The organism is Brumicola blandensis (assembly GCF_031846165.1).
GTDB classification, from domain to species: domain Bacteria; phylum Pseudomonadota; class Gammaproteobacteria; order Enterobacterales; family Alteromonadaceae; genus Glaciecola; species Glaciecola blandensis.
Map to the genome: position 1 here is coordinate 1039319 of NZ_JAVRIE010000001.1, position 17954 is coordinate 1057272.

The 17954-nt window shown below is 42.8% G+C and carries 12 protein-coding genes; all 12 read right to left on the reverse strand.

What is annotated here, in order from left to right:
- Positions 1–3 precede the first annotated feature (3 nt).
- The 12 genes from RM544_RS04515 to malQ all read right to left on the reverse strand — a co-directional run bounded on the left by RM544_RS04515 (position 4) and on the right by malQ (position 17841).
- Complete coding sequence (locus RM544_RS04515; RefSeq protein WP_311360567.1) at positions 4–2811, reverse strand: DUF349 domain-containing protein; 2808 nt, start codon at positions 2809–2811, stop codon at positions 4–6.
- Positions 2801–3094 carry a YeaC family protein gene (locus RM544_RS04520; RefSeq protein WP_311360568.1) on the reverse strand — a complete coding sequence of 98 codons (294 nt, stop codon included), beginning with the start codon at positions 3092–3094 and terminating at the stop codon, positions 2801–2803. Before RM544_RS04520 ends, RM544_RS04515 begins: the two co-directional genes overlap by 11 nt.
- Position 3095: 1 nt before the next feature.
- Positions 3096–3419: a zinc-ribbon domain-containing protein gene (locus RM544_RS04525; protein WP_311360569.1), complete on the reverse strand. Its 324-nt coding sequence runs from the start codon at positions 3417–3419 to the stop codon at positions 3096–3098.
- A gap of 95 nt (positions 3420–3514) precedes the next feature.
- Positions 3515–5176 (reverse strand): alanine/glycine:cation symporter family protein, encoded by a 1662-nt coding sequence (locus RM544_RS04530; RefSeq protein ID WP_311360570.1) that lies wholly within the window; start codon positions 5174–5176, stop codon positions 3515–3517.
- A gap of 175 nt (positions 5177–5351) precedes the next feature.
- Entirely contained in the window at positions 5352–6479 is a 1128-nt protein-coding gene (locus RM544_RS04535; protein WP_311360571.1) for a M14 family metallopeptidase, read from the reverse strand.
- A gap of 117 nt (positions 6480–6596) precedes the next feature.
- Positions 6597–7166 (reverse strand): TlpA family protein disulfide reductase, encoded by a 570-nt coding sequence (locus RM544_RS04540; RefSeq protein ID WP_311360572.1) that lies wholly within the window; start codon positions 7164–7166, stop codon positions 6597–6599.
- Positions 7167–7353: 187 nt separating this feature from the next.
- A complete protein-coding gene (locus RM544_RS04545) occupies positions 7354–8820 on the reverse strand; it encodes a glyceraldehyde-3-phosphate dehydrogenase (RefSeq protein WP_311360573.1) in 1467 nt (488 codons plus the stop codon).
- A 403-nt stretch (positions 8821–9223) separates the two neighbouring features.
- Positions 9224–9616 (reverse strand): peptide-methionine (R)-S-oxide reductase MsrB, encoded by a 393-nt coding sequence (gene msrB / locus RM544_RS04550; protein WP_311360574.1) that lies wholly within the window; start codon positions 9614–9616, stop codon positions 9224–9226.
- Between the two features lie 34 nt (positions 9617–9650).
- Positions 9651–11210 carry an NADP-dependent phosphogluconate dehydrogenase gene (gene gndA, locus RM544_RS04555; RefSeq protein WP_311360575.1) on the reverse strand — a complete coding sequence of 520 codons (1560 nt, stop codon included), beginning with the start codon at positions 11208–11210 and terminating at the stop codon, positions 9651–9653.
- 86 nt (positions 11211–11296) lie between these two features.
- Complete coding sequence (gene glgX / locus RM544_RS04560; protein ID WP_432264470.1) at positions 11297–13423, reverse strand: glycogen debranching protein GlgX; 2127 nt, start codon at positions 13421–13423, stop codon at positions 11297–11299.
- Positions 13424–13428: 5 nt separating this feature from the next.
- Positions 13429–15606, reverse strand: a complete 2178-nt coding sequence (gene glgB / locus RM544_RS04565; protein ID WP_311360577.1) for a 1,4-alpha-glucan branching protein GlgB — start codon at positions 15604–15606, stop codon at positions 13429–13431.
- Positions 15607–15645: 39 nt separating this feature from the next.
- Positions 15646–17841 (reverse strand): 4-alpha-glucanotransferase, encoded by a 2196-nt coding sequence (gene malQ / locus RM544_RS04570; RefSeq protein WP_311360578.1) that lies wholly within the window; start codon positions 17839–17841, stop codon positions 15646–15648.
- Positions 17842–17954 lie beyond the last annotated feature (113 nt).

A 17954-nucleotide genomic window follows, 5' to 3' on the forward strand; every position in this document is an offset into this window, starting at 1 on the left:
TACTCATTGAGCTTCAAACACTTTCTTCAATCGTTTGAGTAACGCCTGATCTTCTTTCTGCAATGGACCATGTGACACCCAATCGGCTAGTAAGGTCTGTAGGGTCTGTGGCTCATTGCCTTCAAGTTTAGAAGCCATCATCTGCAATTGTAGTTCTTTGCGCTGCTTTTCATCAGCTTTGTTGCTTGGCAAATCATGTAAGACTTCGGCTTGGATCGTAATAGCTTTACGGTCTGCAGATGCTGTATTGCTTTGTTTAAAGAGGCTCTGAAACCGCTTGGGAAGTTGCTCGAAGGTATCTGGCAGATCAACGTCTTCATTCTCACCGCTTTTCCACGCTGCTAGCGTCGTGAATAAGCTATCCCACTGCGCTTCACTTCGTTGCTTATCGAGAGCGCGAGACTTATCGTTAATATTTTCTAGCACTCGTTCGATTTTTTGCCCTTCAATTTTTGCAAGCTTTGGTGGAAGTTCGCTCATATGAACTTTTGCCGAGTTCGCTTGCTCTGTCAGTTCAGCCAAACTAGCAGAATCGTTAGCAGCATCAATCGCTTTATGGATTGGTTGTAAGATATCAGCGATTAACTTCTGTGAGGCAGAGATTTCGCCGGCTTGCTCGTCTCTTTTTTCATTGAGTTTAGCAAACACTTTATCATTGGCCGCGCGAAATGCTTTCCACAACTTGTCATCAATGTTTTTTCCCGCAAACCCCAAGGCTTTCCATTGCTGCTGGAATTGTTTCGCTTGATCCACGGCTTGCGTCAAATCTTCACTGTCATTGAGTCGCTCAGCCCGTGTGACCAATTGCTGCTTTTGCTCTGCGTTTTCGGCATAGTACTGATCGAGTTTGACTTGGATCGGTTTTTGAGCGGCATAGTAATCTTTTTGCAGTCGCTTTCTTTGGTCGTGTTCTAAAACACCAATTTCACGCCATTTCTTATTCAGCGCGCTGAGTGAGCGCCCTAAACTCGCCACATTCTCTTGTTCTTGCAAAGCGGATAGCTGCTGAATCAACTGCTCTGCAACTTTAGCGTTCTCGGCTCTTAGCTTTTCCTGTTCAGCGTAGTGCTCACGACAAGGCGCAAATGCCTGCTCTAAAGCCTCATCGAATCGCTTGTTGAGTTCATCATCCTCTTCTGTACCCAACTTGCCTAAACCGTTCCAATCTGACCTTAGCACCTTTACTTGCTTAGCTCGCTCACCTAGGTCATCAATATTTTTCTCATTCGCCAGTTTCATTGCATCTTCAAGCAAGGCCGGCTTTCTTGGCGCAGCTATAAATGCTTGAAGCTCCTGTAACTCAGTGACTTTATCAGAGAGTTCATCAAATAACTTTTGTTGCGCGCGCTGCGCTTTTTCAGGTAAGCCTTCGAACTGTGCTTTTGCATGTCTAAACGTTGAGATAGCTGGCTTGTAGCTACCTTGTCGAATCATGCGCTGCACTGTTAGCAGCTTACCTACCGCCTTTTTTTCTTGTTGTTTGATTTCCTCAAACGCACTATTCAGCGTGCTTCGATACTTTTTTTCAGCGGTTTTCCAAGCGCTTAATACACTTTCAGGCAAAGGTAAATTAAGGTCGCTTCGTAGCGCTTGCCATTGTTTTTTCAAAGCATGCAATGCTTCATTTAACTCTTGTGTTGTCAAACCTTCAGAAAGACCTTCCAACTCTGTCAGCAAGGCCATTGCTTTTACCTTGTTTTCCTTTGCTTCAGGCAAGGCAATGAGAAAGGCTCTATATTGCTCGATGTGTTGGACGATTTGTTTGATATGGCGCTTGTGAGCGGTTGTCTGAGGTCGATTACGCGCATCTTCTACGTCACTTGCTATATCTTCTAATGCGTTACTTAATAGCTTTGATTGTGCTAACAGGCTTGGATCATCAATTGACGCCAATATTGCATCTATTTGTTGTTTAACCTGATTAAATCGATTCTCAATTTCAGCCAAGGCATTGGTAGTTTCTTTCAGCTCGTTAGCACTTTGCCACTCACCTTTCAGCGCCGCTAAACGCTTTTCCAGTGACTCACCCACACGCAAGTACTTTTCTGCAAGTATCAAGGCGGATTCTTCATCCAGAATAGAAAAAGACTTTTTCAAGGTTTCAAATTGTGAGACTAAGCCTTGTCTATGTTCATAGATGTACTCATAGTCATTTTGATCTTTTAACGCGAGCATTTTTGAAATAACCAAGGTAGCATCTTGTTTCAGCTTAATTGGTTTCGCTTCTAGTTCTTTTAATTCGTTAATTCTCTTCTCAGCAGCGGCGACAACCACGTCAAACTGACTGAATTTCAATAATTTACTTAACTCATTGATATCGCTAGTACGATTAACAATAACGAGTTGTTGAGCCTGATTGGCATGCTCTCGAAAATAAAGGCGAGTGGTATTCACCTTGTCGATTTTAAGCAAGCTAGCTAAGGCCAGCGCATCGTTTTCTTGCAAGCGTCGATTCGAAGACAAGAGGTCTTCTAATAAATTTGTATTTTTTGACTCAGCAACAAAAGCCGCAAATTCACTCGCACTGATCAAGTTGGAGTCTGGGTTATTAACCTCAGCTAACACCTTTTCGTAGGCACGTTTTTTAATTCGTGAGTTTTCAGCGGTTTCAGACGCTTTTAACCATAAGGCAAAAGAATTTAATTTGTCCAGCGCTGCTAAACTCACTCTCGCATCGCTATCGTTGAACGCTAGTTCATGCAACGCTTGCTTATCACTCGCTTTGTCTAAAGAAAGACTTTCAATTGCCTGAATACGGGTGTCTGGATCAGAGTGAAGGTGTTTTGCTTTAAATAAACGTTCAAATATCATCTTGTTTAAACCGCGCTATAGGGCTTTGATTAGTGGCTTCTTGTTGTAGCTCTTGACGCAATTGAGATTTGCTTTTTTGTACCACTTCGCCGTCTTTGCCTATGGTCATGTGTTGTTCAGATTGTTCAATGCGTGATTGATATAACAGCACCGCTTGCAAAGAGTTTTCCTTTTGCTCTTCGGTCAACGGCGTGCCATCAGGCCACTTACCGGTTTCTACCGCATTGCGCAAATTGTCATATATTTGCGGCGTCATGGCTTGAACTAACTGTTGTACATCCATCTTATTTCCTTTTTGCTAAAACAATTCGCACGCGATTGACGGCGTACCAAGCAAAACCAAATACTGTGGCAGCTATCGACAGATTATACTGGATTTCTCCAGGCTCTGAGCCACCCCAATAAATAAAACCGAAACCCGCAATAAACATTAAAATCGCAACCATAGATTGATTTTGTAAGCTTTGCATCGCTTTGTAACGCTTCAGGCTTGCTTTTCTCGCAATGTCTTCAGCACTTGCATTGCCGATGTTAAAACCACAATGGCTGCATGTTTTTGCTTTATCTGAAATGGGTTTAGAACAGGATGGGCATGCTGTAATTGCCATACATGTCTCCTTAATAAAATCTTAGGTTCTTATACGTAAAAAGAGATTAATCGACCAGTCGATTAAACTCTTTTTATTTTACTATTTGCTAGGAATTATTTTTTTACTTTTTCCCAGTATTCGTTCACCGATTCTTTCATTTCTTTGCGTAGCATCATGATCCCAAACAGGTTTGGTAAAGTCATAACGACTATCGCCACCGCAGATAAAGCCCAAACTAGCGTGGTATCCGAGATAGCTGCCCAGAAGAAACCAGCACAATAGATCACTCGGTAAGGCATAACTGAACGAGGACCTAACAAATAAGTCATTGCTCTATCACCGTAATAAGACCAAGCGATAGCGGTCGAGAACGCGAATAATAGTAGCCCAATCGAGACAATGTACTTACCGTATTCGCCAAAGAAACCGCGAGTAAAGGCAATCGCCGTGAGATTCGCAGAGTGAACCAGTGACTTACCCTCAACAATGATAGATTGTTTGACTAACGCGCCATCTTCCACCAGTAAACGCCCAGTATATGGGTCTTCGGTTGAACCTACGCTATAAGTCACATCTTCAGCGAAAGAGCGACTGTTCAGTAAAGTAAATCCATCGCTGACAGCAACACCATTCACCACTTGAATTTCACCGGTGAAGTTAGTAATTGCATCTTCGTCGACTTTGTTTAGATGCTTGAATAGAACCTGTACATCTTCGTTTTTAGATTCTTGATACTCACCTGCGATAAACATCATGTCTGAACGGTCGAAAATATTTTGATGTTTCTCTTTCCAAACGCCAGACGACAAGATCACTAAGCCGGTAATAGTACAGATAATAATGGTATCGATGAACGGTTCTAAAATAGACACCATACCTTCTGATACAGGTTCTTTGGTTTTTGCTGCGGCATGCGCAATTGGAGCAGAACCTTGACCGGCTTCGTTACTAAACAAACCACGGTTTACACCACGGTTAAAAGCATAGGCGAGTGTCGCACCTAAGAAACCACCAGCAGCGGCTGAACCCGTGAAAGCATCGCTAATAACAGCCCCAAATGCAGGACCGATATTCTCGACATTCGCAAAAATAACGGCAAACGCACCAATAATATAAACGACTGCCATCAAAGGAACGATTTTAGACGTAACGGCTGCAATGCGTTGAATACCGCCAAGGATAACTAAGCCTAATATTATAGCGAGAACACCACCAACCAACATTGGAGAAAAACCAAATGTTGACTCAATACTCGTTGCGATACCATTACTTTGAGGAAGGTTGCCTGTTCCGAATGAACTGATCACCGTAGCGATTGCAAACGCGACAGCCAACCATTTCATATTTAATCGTCTGTCCATGTAGTACATGGGACCACCAGCCATGGTGCCATCTTCAGTTTTAACACGATATTTGTGTGATAGTGTGACTTCCACAAATTTCGTTGTCATACCCAAGAATGCTGTTGCCCACATCCAGAATAATGCAGCCGGGCCACCTAAGAATATAGCAAACGCAACACCACTGATATTTCCGGTACCGACTGTGCCCGAGAGCGCTGTAGTTAGTGCACGAAAGTGTGTGGTATCACCAGGTTCATCACCCTTATCAAGCTTTCCAGTAACGACCAACCAAGCGTGTTTGAAAAAACGAATTTGCGGGAATTTCAAATAAATCGTAAAAAATGCACCTACGCCAAGTAAGACATAGGGAAACCAAGCTGCACTGCCTAAAAATCCATCTATAAGGTTAAAAAAGTCTAATAAGCTTTCCAAAGTAACGTCCTCTTTTTCTTATTTTTATATGTCAATTTGAATCTATTGTTCATGCTTTGCTGGTATTTGCAAGGTGGCATAAGCTGTCACCCACGCTTTTCAGCGCTTCTGCCGAGCCCAGAATCAAGCTTTCTTAACTTTAGCACCCAAACGGGTGCTTTGTCGCGTGTTAACTTTAGCGAAGTTTCGAACTCACCGCTCTTACTGCAATTAAAAGGTCTTCACCCAATTGTTGGCAACGTGGCGCTGACCAACCATAAGCAGGATCAGGTAAGTTCTGATTATCTTTGAACGGCATTTCCAATGTATATGAAAGACACTGATAGCGGTGGCCTACCGCATTTGCACCGATTGTTAGGTTGGCTTTACCTGGTTCGTCTTTATCGTAACCAAACACATCTTGGAATTCTGGCGTAGCCATTAGCAAGGCTTGCTTAAAGGTATTTTCGAGTTCTTCAAGCTTGGTATTGTAGTTCGGGTTTCCTTCGCATCCTGCCACGAAGTTATAGGGTAAAGCCTCGTCGCCATGAATGTCTAAGAACATATCGACCCCAATTTCATCCATCGCTTTTAAGGTGTGATAAACCTCGGGACTTTTCTCTAATGAGGGCGTTTCCCATTCTCTGTTGAGGTTCGTTCCCACGGCATTCGTTCTCAAATGACCTCTCGCCGAACCGTCAGGATTCATGTTTGGGATCACGTAAAATGTATTTTGTTCTAATAAACTTTTCGCAACACCGTCATCTTCATCCAACAAACGTCTAACCATACCTTCAACTAGCCATTCCGCCATTGACTCACCAGGGTGTTGACGTGCTGTTACCCAAATTTTATTTTTGCCTTCAGCTTCTTCACCGATAACGAGCAATGACATATCACGTTTATCGATGGTATAACCCAAATGACGTAGCTCGCAATCAAAAGACATTTGTGCTGAAGAAAGGAAATCTTGATGACGCTCATAGCTGTAAGGAGTGAAGTATGCGAAGTAAACAGAGTCATACTCTGGTACGAAGTTTATCGTTAAGTTATCACCATCATATTCTGTATCAACACGAAACCATTCGTCTCTATCATAAGAAGCAAGTGCCTGATAACCCGGCCAACCATCAGGATAAGCAGAACCTTTCAGGTCACCAATCACGATTTTGTGCTCAACAAACTTTGTTGACTGTAATTTAAAGTGAAACCACTGATAAAAGTCGGAATTATTATCTTTGTTGATAGCAAGCTGAATATCTTGGGGATCTTGCGCTTGAATGACTCGAATATTACCACTATCAAACTGACTGGTGATGACCATGTATACGTCCTCTATTTAATTTTTCGCGTACTTTACCACATGCTAAAACATCAGTAAGTAGACAAGCACAAAATATTCATAGAGCTCTGTCATTCGGTGTTCGGTGGACTGTATCTTTTAGCCTGCAGTTCTCAGCTTCAAGCCTAAATAAGTGCTGTATCCCATATCACTACGAATGACCTCTAAGTTTTCATTGAGTACATAATATGTTGGATAACCACTAATATTAAAGCGAGATTTATGTTGTTCACCACCTAATAATATAGTGCCATTGACTTTATTATTCTTTGCAAAGGCTTCTATCTCCTCTTGCGATTGATAATCCAAAGCAACCCTAATGACATTATATTGGTCGGTATTCACTGCATCCAAGTTCCCGATGCTCATTTTACAAACCGCGCACCAAGGCGCGAAAAAGTAGACCAGCGTTTTCTTATCATTCGGCTCCAATGCGTAAATTTCACCTTGTAAATCGATGAAGTTTTGCGGACTTATTTGAATAGAGCCATTCGTTTCGAGTAGGTTTCGGTTTTGCCACGTCATAAAGCCAAGAACGATAATAGCCCCTAACAGCAAATCCCTTGGCCATGAGCTTGTAGTAAAAAATGATTTGATACCAGCAAGTACACCTTTACCTTTTATTTCGGCAGTACTTTCTTGCTCTTTTTCTTGTGTATTCTCTTCCATCGCGTTTACCACTCACCGTTAGATTGAACTGCACTAGCACAATACTAGCAAAGACAAAGTCATTTCATTTAATTTACACAGACCTCAAATAACATGAAGTTCTTTCAAAAAAAAAGCGAAAGTATCTCACTTTCGCTTTTCTATTTCGCTGTAGCTGGTGGTAGCAATGTTGGCTACCAAAACTCAGTTAACTGTTAGTAAGCGGTTCAGCACTTGGTACTAAAGGGTACTTCAAACCAGCCATGTCACGAACAACACGCATTACTTGGCAACTGTAACCGAACTCATTATCATACCAAACGTAAAGCGTTGCGCGATTCTCAGCGACAATAGTTGCTTGAGAGTCAACAACACTTGCCGCGCGAGTACCAACTAGGTCAGTAGACACGATTTCGGTAGATGCAGTGAAATCAATTTGATGCTGCAAGTCTGAGAACAAACTCGCCGTTTGCAGGTAGTCATTTAAGCTATCTTTGTCGGTTGTTGACTTCAAGTTCAAACTTAAAATCGCCATAGATACGTTTGGTGTCGGTACACGAATCGCATTACCCGTTAATTTCCCTGCTAATTGCGGATAAGCTTTCGCTACCGCCTTTGCAGCGCCAGTTTCAGTAATAACCATGTTCAGTGATGCACTTCGACCGCGACGATCCGCTTTATGGTAATTATCAATTAAGTTCTGATCGTTAGTAAATGAATGCACTGTTTCTACATGTCCGTTCTCAATACCATATTCTTCATCTAGCGCTTTAAGAACTGGCGTGATCGCATTGGTTGTGCAACTTGCGGCAGATAGAATATTGTCTGTATCGAGGATATCAGCATGATTAACACCGTGAACGATGTTTTTGATATCGCCTTTACCCGGTGCAGTTAACAATACTTTGCTTGCGCCCTTCGCTTTTAAATGCAGACCTAGACCTTCTTCATCACGCCACATACCCGTGTTGTCGATTATAATGGCATTGTTAATACCATATTGGGTGTAATCAACTTCTTCAGGACTGTTGGCATAAATAACTTGGATATAAGAGCCGTTTGCTTTTATCGCTTTGCGTTCCTCATCAACCGTAATGCTACCATTAAAAGGCCCATGCACAGAGTCTCGGCGCAATAAGCTTGCACGCTTCTCTAGGTCGCCTTCACGGCCGCCTCGCACAACAATAGCACGTAGACGCAGCTTATTGTTCTTGCCTTGTCTTTCAATTAACAGACGTGCTAACAAGCGCCCTATTCTGCCGAAGCCGTATAGAACAACATCTGTTGCTTTATGCTCATCTTCAGCATTATGGACTGCTTTTAGTGCTTCATCTAAGTAGCTTTGTAAATCAGTTTGATCTTTGCCTTTGCCATAATGGAAATCAAACGCCAGTTTACCGATGTCTATTTCAACAGGCGCTAAGTCCATGTTGCTAATTGCTTCGAGTACTGGCCAACTTTCACGTAGTCTAAGCTTCACTCCCTCGTGACGTCTCACTGTGCGATGTGCCTTAATAACATCAATGGCGCTAGCGTTTAGTAAGGTACGGCCATAAACGGTGATTTCAACGCAATGATTGCGATAAAGCTTACCAATGATAGGTAGCATTTTTTCCGCGTATTCCTGACGCTCTTGCCAACTAGTGAGTAATTCCTGTTCGAACTGCTGATTCATGCAAAGTACCTTTTAAACATAGGTTGTTGAATGGGTTTCGGGGCGCATTCTATTCAAACGAGGGCCTTATGCCAAATTGTTGATAAGTTTCACTTTTTCAGAATATTCTAGAGATGCATGATGAATGTGTGTAATTTATCAACAAATACAGCAGTTAGCGCTAGACTCTGTATTGGGTTGATGTGATTTGATATCGTAAAGGCGATTGGCTTTGTCGTTCTTGGAAACGATAGAGAAGTTCAAATGCAAAAAATGTGAGCAATAAGCCCTTGTTAATACATTACTATTTAAATTTAGATAGCTATTCGGTGCGCCAGACGCAAAGAATTCGTAGGCCATGTTGGGCAGAAATTCATTTGTAAGAAATTTTCATCAAAAAAATATAGATTTGCTATGATTTCGCTCAATTATCCTTAGCTTCGAACTGCAGCGACAATGAATTCACACAGTATCGTTGTCCGGTAGGTTGAGGGCCATCTTCAAAAACATGACCGAGATGAGCCTCACATTGCTTACACACAATCTCAATTCTGCGCATACCAAGAGAGTCATCTGGACGATATAGCACGTTGGCATCCGCGCTTTGTTCATAAAATGAGGGCCAACCACAGCCTGCGTCGTATTTAGCGCCTGAATCGAAGAGTTGAGCACCACAACATTTGCACAAGTAATTTCCCGTCGACTCATTATTCAAGTACTCACCAGTATAAGGTCGTTCAGTGCCGGCCTGACGTGTTACTCGATATTCCTCAGCAGAAAGTTTTTCTTTCCAATCTTTATCAGTCATGTTCGTCATGTCAACTTTCCTCTTTTAGGCTCAAAACGGCTCACTATTTTTTTACCGCAACCATGGGTCTGTCAGGGTGATTCCATTCTATATGGTATTTTTTGCCTTCTGGTTTATCTGTGCGTGAAAAAGTATGTGCGCCGAAGAAATCACGCTGACCTTGTAATAAGTTAGCAGGCAATACATCACAGCGGTAGGAGTCGTAATAGCTTAAGGCGCTGGACATTGCCGGACAAGGTATGCCAGCAATCGTTGCTGATGCAATGGCACGACGCCAATTTGATTGATAATCGTTGATTTGCTTGATGAAGAATGGGTCCAGCAATAAATTCTCTAAGTGCTCATTGCTTTCATATGCTTGGGTAATCGATTGTAAGAAAACCGCACGGATGATACACCCTGCTCGCCATATCTTGGCAATCTCAGCAAAATCAAGCTGCCAGCCATGCTCTTTCGCAGCAATACTCATCAATTGAAAGCCTTGGGCGTAAGCACATATTTTGGAGCAATATAAAGCATCATGTAACTGCTTGATGACTTCTTCCTTTGAACTTTGCGTTGTCATTGAAGCATCAGGACCACTCAGTTTCTGACTTGCCGCCACCCGCTCTGACTTAAATGACGATAAACTTCTGGCAAAGACCGCTTGAGTGATGGTTTGTGCCGGGCTTCCGACTTGCAAGGCACTGACAGCAGTCCACAATCCCGTACCTTTTTGACCCGCTTTGTCCATAATCACATCAACTAACGCGGCACCTGTTTCAGGGTCCTCTTGATCTAATACTTCAGCACTGATTTCAATCAGGTAGGAGTTCAGTAAACCTTGATTCCACTCTCGGTAGGTTGCCGCAATTTCTTTTGGTGACATATTCAGGCCGTTACGCATGATATGGTAAGCTTCACATATCAATTGCATATCTGCATATTCAATCCCATTATGTACCATTTTTACATAATGACCCGCGCCAACAGGGCCAATATAGGTAGTACAAGGCTCTCCTCTTGTAACTGGTTTTCCTGGCTCAAAAGATTCAATGGGCTTACCTGTTTCAGGGTCAACCTTAGCAGCGACAGCCTGCCAAATAGATTCGATGCGAGTCCAAGCATAAGGGTCACCAGAAGGCATCAGTGATGGCCCGAAGCGCGCGCCGACCTCTCCGCCTGAAACAGCCGTTGAGAAAAATACAAATTTTCCTTTGTATTTGGCTTCACGCTCAACAGAATCAGTCCACAATGAGTTTCCAGTATCTACAACGATGTCGTCAGCCTCGATACCAGCGTCAATTAAATGATGACAAACATGGTCCACAGGTTCACCTGCTGGGACAGACAAAATAATAGTATGCGGTGCTTTGAGGTTACTGAGTAACTCTGTATAAGATCGACAGGCGACAACACGCGCTTCGTCAGTGGTTCTTTCCAATTCGTCCTGCGCCAGAATGGCGTCAATTTTGGCTTGGTCCAAATCAAAACATGCAACTTTATAACCGTTGTCAGCTAGATTTAAAGTGAGGTTTTTACCCATCACACCTAAACCAATAAAGCCGATATCACATAGGCCGCTTTGTTCCGTTTGTTGCAAATGCTTGGAAGACACACTCATTAATCAATACTCATTGGATTTGAATTGCGCGGGATCATACCACCCATTTTAGGTAGGGATAAATAGCTGAATCAAAAAAGCGCGCTTTATACGTTTTTTCTAAACAGGCAAAAACAACGAGCTGGCATCGAAAACAAGGGGCTGACCGGAATAGATTGATAATCGCTAATGTTATTAATATGGGTGTTCAAGACACATTCCCAGTGTTCGGAACTGAGCAATAAGGGTAAGTTAAATTCAACATCTTCTGGTGAGCTATTGATGCAATATAACCATTGTTGCGCTTCCTTGGTCGGTTCATTGTCACTTTCATTCAATGCCTCGATGATATGTAAGGCGAAACAGTGATGATTATCATTGGTCCAATCTTGATCTCGTTTATGAGACCCATCAACACGATACCACTCTGCTGAGGCTACATTCACTTCATTACTAAACTGATCGTCGTCAAACATCATCCTTGCCAACAGTGGATTATCTCTACGTAAGGAAACGACATGTTGTGTAAATGCTAAAAACTCTTTTTGTCGCTCATCCAAGGACCAATCGAACCAGTTTAATTCGTTGTCTTGGCAATAGGCATTATTATTACCTTGCTGAGAACGGCTCAATTCATCACCGCCCAATATATGGGGTGTGCCTTGCGATAAAATCAATGTAGCGAATAAATTACGTTTTTGTTGTTCACGTTGATGCTGTATTTCTGGTGCTTCAGTTGGTCCTTCGACGCCAAAGTTACAGCTCAGATTGTGATTATGTCCATCATGATTGTCTTCTAGGTTTGCTAGGTTATGTTTTTGTTCATACATCACAATGTCTTGTAAAGTATATCCATCGTGATAAGTAATATTGTTTACGCTGGTTTGCATAGGCCTGATGCCTTTTCTAAACACATCACGAGAGCCCATTAATCGAGTGGCAAAATCGGCTTTTAGACCTGTATCTGAGCGCCAAAAACCGCGCACTGAATCCCTAAATTTATCATTTACTTCTAACCAATAGTCCGGGAACTGACCAAGCTGATATCCACCTGGACCGATATCCCAGGGTTCAGCGATCATCGTCACGCCTTTGAGAACAGGGTCCTGACGCAAAATTTTGAATATTGCGGCATTTGCATGGAAGTCGAATGGTTCTCGCCCTAGCGATGCAGCTAAATCAAACCGGAAGCCATCAACCCCTATTTCCGAAACCCAGTAGCGTAAAGCATCAATAATCATGTTCATCATGAAAGTGTTGGCAGCGTTGATCGTATTTCCGCAACCAGAATAATTCATGTAAGTGGGCGTATTCACTTCATCATTAATCACTTGAAGATAGGCATGTTGATGGCACAAGCCTTTGAAGGATAATATGGGACCGGGTTCACCACTTTCCGCAGTATGGTTGAAGACCACGTCTAAAATCACTTCTATACCGGCCTTATGATACTCTTGAATCATTAATTTACATTCTGACAACGCGTCCTTATTGGCATAGCGCGGCTCAGGACTAAAAAAATTAATAGGATTGTAGCCCCAATAATTCGTGAGTCCTTTTTCTGTAATATAAGGTTCTGGCATAAACGCAAACAAAGGTAAAAACTGAACGCTGGTAATCCCCAGGTCTTTTAGATGTTTGATAACGGCGGGATGACACGCGCCTAGGTATGTTCCTCTTTGCTCTTCAGGCACTTCAGGGTGCAGCTTGGTTAATCCTTTAATATGCGCTTCATAAATCACGCGATGACTTACTGAAGGTCTCTCACTATGCAATTTACAATAAACAGTTTCAGGTAAATCAGAACAAGGCGTCACTACCGATTTAGGCATAAAGCCTGCATTGTCAAACACACTTTGCCCCAGTATCTCACGCTGTTCGCCGTTATAGGCATCACGCTGCCAATGCAACGGGCGATTAATTTGTTTTGCATAGGGGTCTATTAACAAACGCCCGACATCCATCTCGTCATTTACTTTTCGGTGGGCTTTTGATTCGATTCGATATCCATATAGTTGACCCGCTTGTACACCACTAACGAAGCCAAACCACTTTGACTGCAGTCTTTGTTGGAGTTGAATTTGCGCTATTTCTACTTCGTTTGAGTCAAACAGACATAGATAGACTTTACTCGCGTCTGGGCAGTAAATCGAAAAATTACATCCCTGCTTATCAAGGCTGGCACCGAAAGGGCTTACATTGCCTTTGCGTAGTTGAAACGCAGTACTTTGCATTGTCATTATGTAGACTCTTTCCACGCTAAGAAAATCACGCTAAGTGGTGGCAAGTTAACAACGACAGAGTGTTCACAATCATTCCACGGCGTGTTTTGCGAATCAACTTTAGGGGCATCAGCCAAATAAGCACTGCCGCCAAACTGCGCATCGTCAGTATTCAAGAGGAGTGTATATTCGCCTACCTGCTCACAACCAATACGAAACTGCTCTCTCGGGATGGGAGTGAAATTGGCAATGCAAAGGACCTGCTCGGTATTATCGGCATTGCGTCTAAGCAAAGACACAACCGATTGTTCTGCATTATTGTGGTCAATCCACCGAAAGCCCCTGGCTTCATGATCTAGTTCATGCAAAGCTGAATGCTCTTGATATACTTGATTCAAACGCTTGTATAAGGCTTGAATACCGGCGTGCTTAGGCTCCTCTTGCAAGTGCCAATCTAAAGAAATATCGTGGTTCCACTCTCGGTTTTGGGCAAATTCGTTACCCATAAATTGTAATTTTTTGCCTGGGTGCGCAAACATAAAGCCATAATACGCACGCAGGTTTGCAGCCTGTTGCCATTCATCGCCTGGCATTTTTTGCAACATTGCACCTTTACCATGCACTACTTCATCGTGTGAAATAGGTAACACAAAATTTTCATCGAATGCATATACCATACTAAATGTCAGTTCACCGTGATGAAAACGGCGATAGGCAGGATCTTTGGCAATGTAATGCAGTGAGTCGTGCATCCAGCCCATATTCCACTTAAAGCCAAATCCAAGACCACCGGCATCAACGGGTTTTGAGACCCCCGCAAACGAGGTTGATTCCTCGGCTATGGTCATCGCATGTGGATGTTTCGCATAAACCTCTGTATTCATCCACTGTAACAGGCTAATAGCCTCATAGTTATGATTACCGCCGTCTACATTCGGGATCCACTCACCGTCATTTCGAGAATAATCGAGGTATAGCATTGACGCTACAGCATCTACTCTGATTCCGTCAACGTGATATTTATCAAACCAAAACAAGGCATTTGCAACCAAGAATTGTCTCACCGTTTGTTTACCAAAGTCGTAAATACATGAGTTCCAATCTGGATGCCAACCCTTGCGTGGGTCTTCGTATTCGTACAAATGCGAACCATCGAACCTAGCTAAACCGTGGCCATCTTCAGGAAAATGCGCGGGAACCCAATCAACAATCACTGCAATGCCTTCTTGATGGCATTTATCAACAAAGTACTTGAAACCATCTGGTTCACCGAAGCGACTGGTAGGTGCGAATAGGCCAACGGGTTGATAACCCCATGAGCCATCAAATGGAAACTCTGACACTGGCAGCACTTCGATATGAGTGTAGGCCATCTCTTTGACGTAAGAGACTAACTCATCAGCTAGCTCATGATAGCTTAAGTAACGACGATTTTGGTCCCCTGGTTTGCGCCAAGAACCCAAATGAACCTCATACACACTCATCGGTTTATGGTAGTGATCAATGTTCTCTCGCTGCATCCAAGCCTGATCTTGCCATTCATAAGCATCTTGGTCATAGATAACAGAACAGTGTGATGGATATTGTTGATGATGAAAGCCCAATGGGTCTGCTTTATCCGGCAATCGATGCCCTTCAGCATCTTTAATAGCGAACTTGTAGGTATCACCAGTATGCAGTTCTGGTACGAATAAGACCCAATAGCCTAGATCCGTTTTCTGCATAGGATGCTTCACATCATCCCAAAGATTAAAATCTCCAATCAACGAGACCGCAGAGGCATTTGGCGCAAACACAGCGAATCGAACACCCGATACACCTCGAGCTTCGGTCAACTGTGCACCAATTTGTTGATATAGGTTTTCTGCTTGATGGTCTACAAAATGCACTGCATGAAACGCTTCATCTTGAAATTGGTAGGGGTCGATAAAGGAGTGTTGTGTATCACCGTAATGGGCTGTTACTGAATATATAAAATTTTTGCTTCTGGATTTTGTAAATTCACAAATAAACAAGCCACTCTCTGTTTGAGTGGCTTCGCTAAGGAGTTTCTTAGACTTAGCATTGAATACCTCTACTTTTGTAGCGCTTGGTAACCACAGACTCACGCGTGTTTTGTTTTTTACTTGTGTTGCACCCAAAATAGTAAATGGGTTTGCGCAACGGCCATGCGTTAGTTCTGTAGCTACAGCCATAGAAGCTCCAATATTGTTATTTTTCGGTAAAAGTCCCGCTTACTCGCTACTTGCTGCTTTACGGCGACCACTTAAGTTTTTCGCTAAGGCAACAATATCACTATCATCAAAAATATCCTCTAAATTTCTAGATAACTTACGTTTCCAATTTGGATATTCCTTAAACGTACCAGGGATATTCACCGGCTTGTCCATTTGCAACCAGTCTTCTAGCTGAAGGCTGAGCAATGCACTTGAGCCGGTTGCCATATGTGTTTGCATGCCATAGTTAAGCTCGGTGGACATGCCAACATCATTCACATTATGGCTTACATTTTTAGTAATTGAATGATGACCATGTAAAGTGTCCAGTATATGCTGTTTATTCTCGTGACGACTATCGTAAAGCGTTGCTAGGACATCAGCATCTGGATATAGGCCGAGCTCTTTTCCTAATGCTAAATCGTCGCAGTGCCAATACCCTATTAAGGTCGGCATGTCATGGGTCGTCAGCGTAGACATAGATTGTTCTGGGTAGTGCGACGGCGAATAGAAACCACCATCCTCGGCTTGTTCGAAGAAGAAGACACGATAGGAATACATACCGTTATCGGCTAACTTTGAACGAATCTCTTCTGGCACGGTACCTAAATCTTCACCAATCACTAAACTTTGATTGCGTTGACTTTCAAGCGCTAAAATACCAAGGAGGTCTTCAACTGGGTAGCAAACATAGCCCCCTTTACTTGCATGATCGCCGCGATAAACCCACCATAAACGCAACAAAGCCATGACATGGTCGATTCGCAATGCGCCAGACGCATGCATGTTTGAAGAAAATAAATCGATGATCGGTTGATAGGCTTGCTCATACAATTTGATAGGATCCATTGGAGGCAAGCCCCAATTTTGGCCTAGCGGTCCAAGAATATCAGGAGGTGCGCCAACGGAGGCATCGATGCAGTAGAGATCTTGATTACCCCAAATTTCTGCACTTCCTTCACTCACCCCCACCGCTAAGTCACGATAGAGGCCGATGAGCATACCAGCGTCATTTGCCGCTTTGCTGGCATCTTCAAATTGCAGGGCTGCTTGCCATTGTAAAAACAGATAGAACGTGACTCTTTCTTTATTCTGCTTAGCAAACTCAGCAACAGCTGGCATGTCATATGATTTATATTCTTCAGGGAATACAGGCCATCCCCAATAATCTTTTCCATCAGCTTTCAAACGCTCTTGCAATGCTTCAAAAACAGCGAGGGTTTGCAGACTTTCCCCCCCTTCTTTTACAAATTGCTTAAAAGCCTTGTTATGCTTCGTATTTTTACTTAAATAGACAGACTGAAACTCAGTAAACACTTGGTTTAAAGCTGCTAACTTAACTTCTGCAACACCCTCATAGTCGACATATTCCGTTGCTCTGAGTTCATTTAAACGCGCTTCAAGGCCAAAACTTTGAACCCACATTTGTACGACTTTACTGTCGAATTCAGGCACTTGCTCGACATCAATATACAGATAATTCAGCCAACGACGAGAGCTTGGGCCATAAGGACTACAAGCATCTGGATTAGCAGGGTAAAGTTCATGTATAGGGTTAAGGCCAATAAAATCAGCACCTTGACAAGCCGCATTTTTGACTAGCACGGTCAAGTCAGAAAAGTCACCAATACCCCAGTTCTTTTGGCTGCGAACGCAGTACAGTTGAACGCTTAAGCCCCAAATCTTTTTACCATTTTCAATCGGTTCAGGAATAAAACACCGTTCGGGAACCTTTATGAGACGTGAGCGACCCAATTCAGCATCGCCGAGCGAGACTGTCAGTTCGTGGTAACCCATTGGTAAGTCTACATCTAAGGCAACAGCATATTCATGAACTTCCTCATCTTCCAATTCGGCCACGTTAAGCAATTGTTGCTCAACTGGTTCGATTTCAAAGCGTTGCTCTTCACCAGACTCCAATGTTAACAAAACGTTATAAACTTCAGCCGCTGTATCTATAGAAACACGCAATGGGAAGACTAAAGCTTCATCATGCTTAAATACTTGCACTGGATTGACCAAGTTTAACCATTGTTGCGTTACGCTATCTTCAACTTGTTGCTCAAGCAATGTAAGGTCATCGACCTCGTAGCCCATTGCTTTCAGCAGTTTTATCTTGGTTTCATCGGTAACCGTTGCAGGGTTACCCCAAGCATCGACAAATGCTGATTCGATGCCTCGAGAAGCGACTAAACCTTCAATAATTTGGTTCATTTAATTCTTCCTAGTTGCCTTGGTCTCAACTTTTTGATGCACCACAGACAGTTGTTAGCGTTTTTGCAACATAATTTTAACGCGCCATTATTCATTAAGTAAGTCTAATAGGA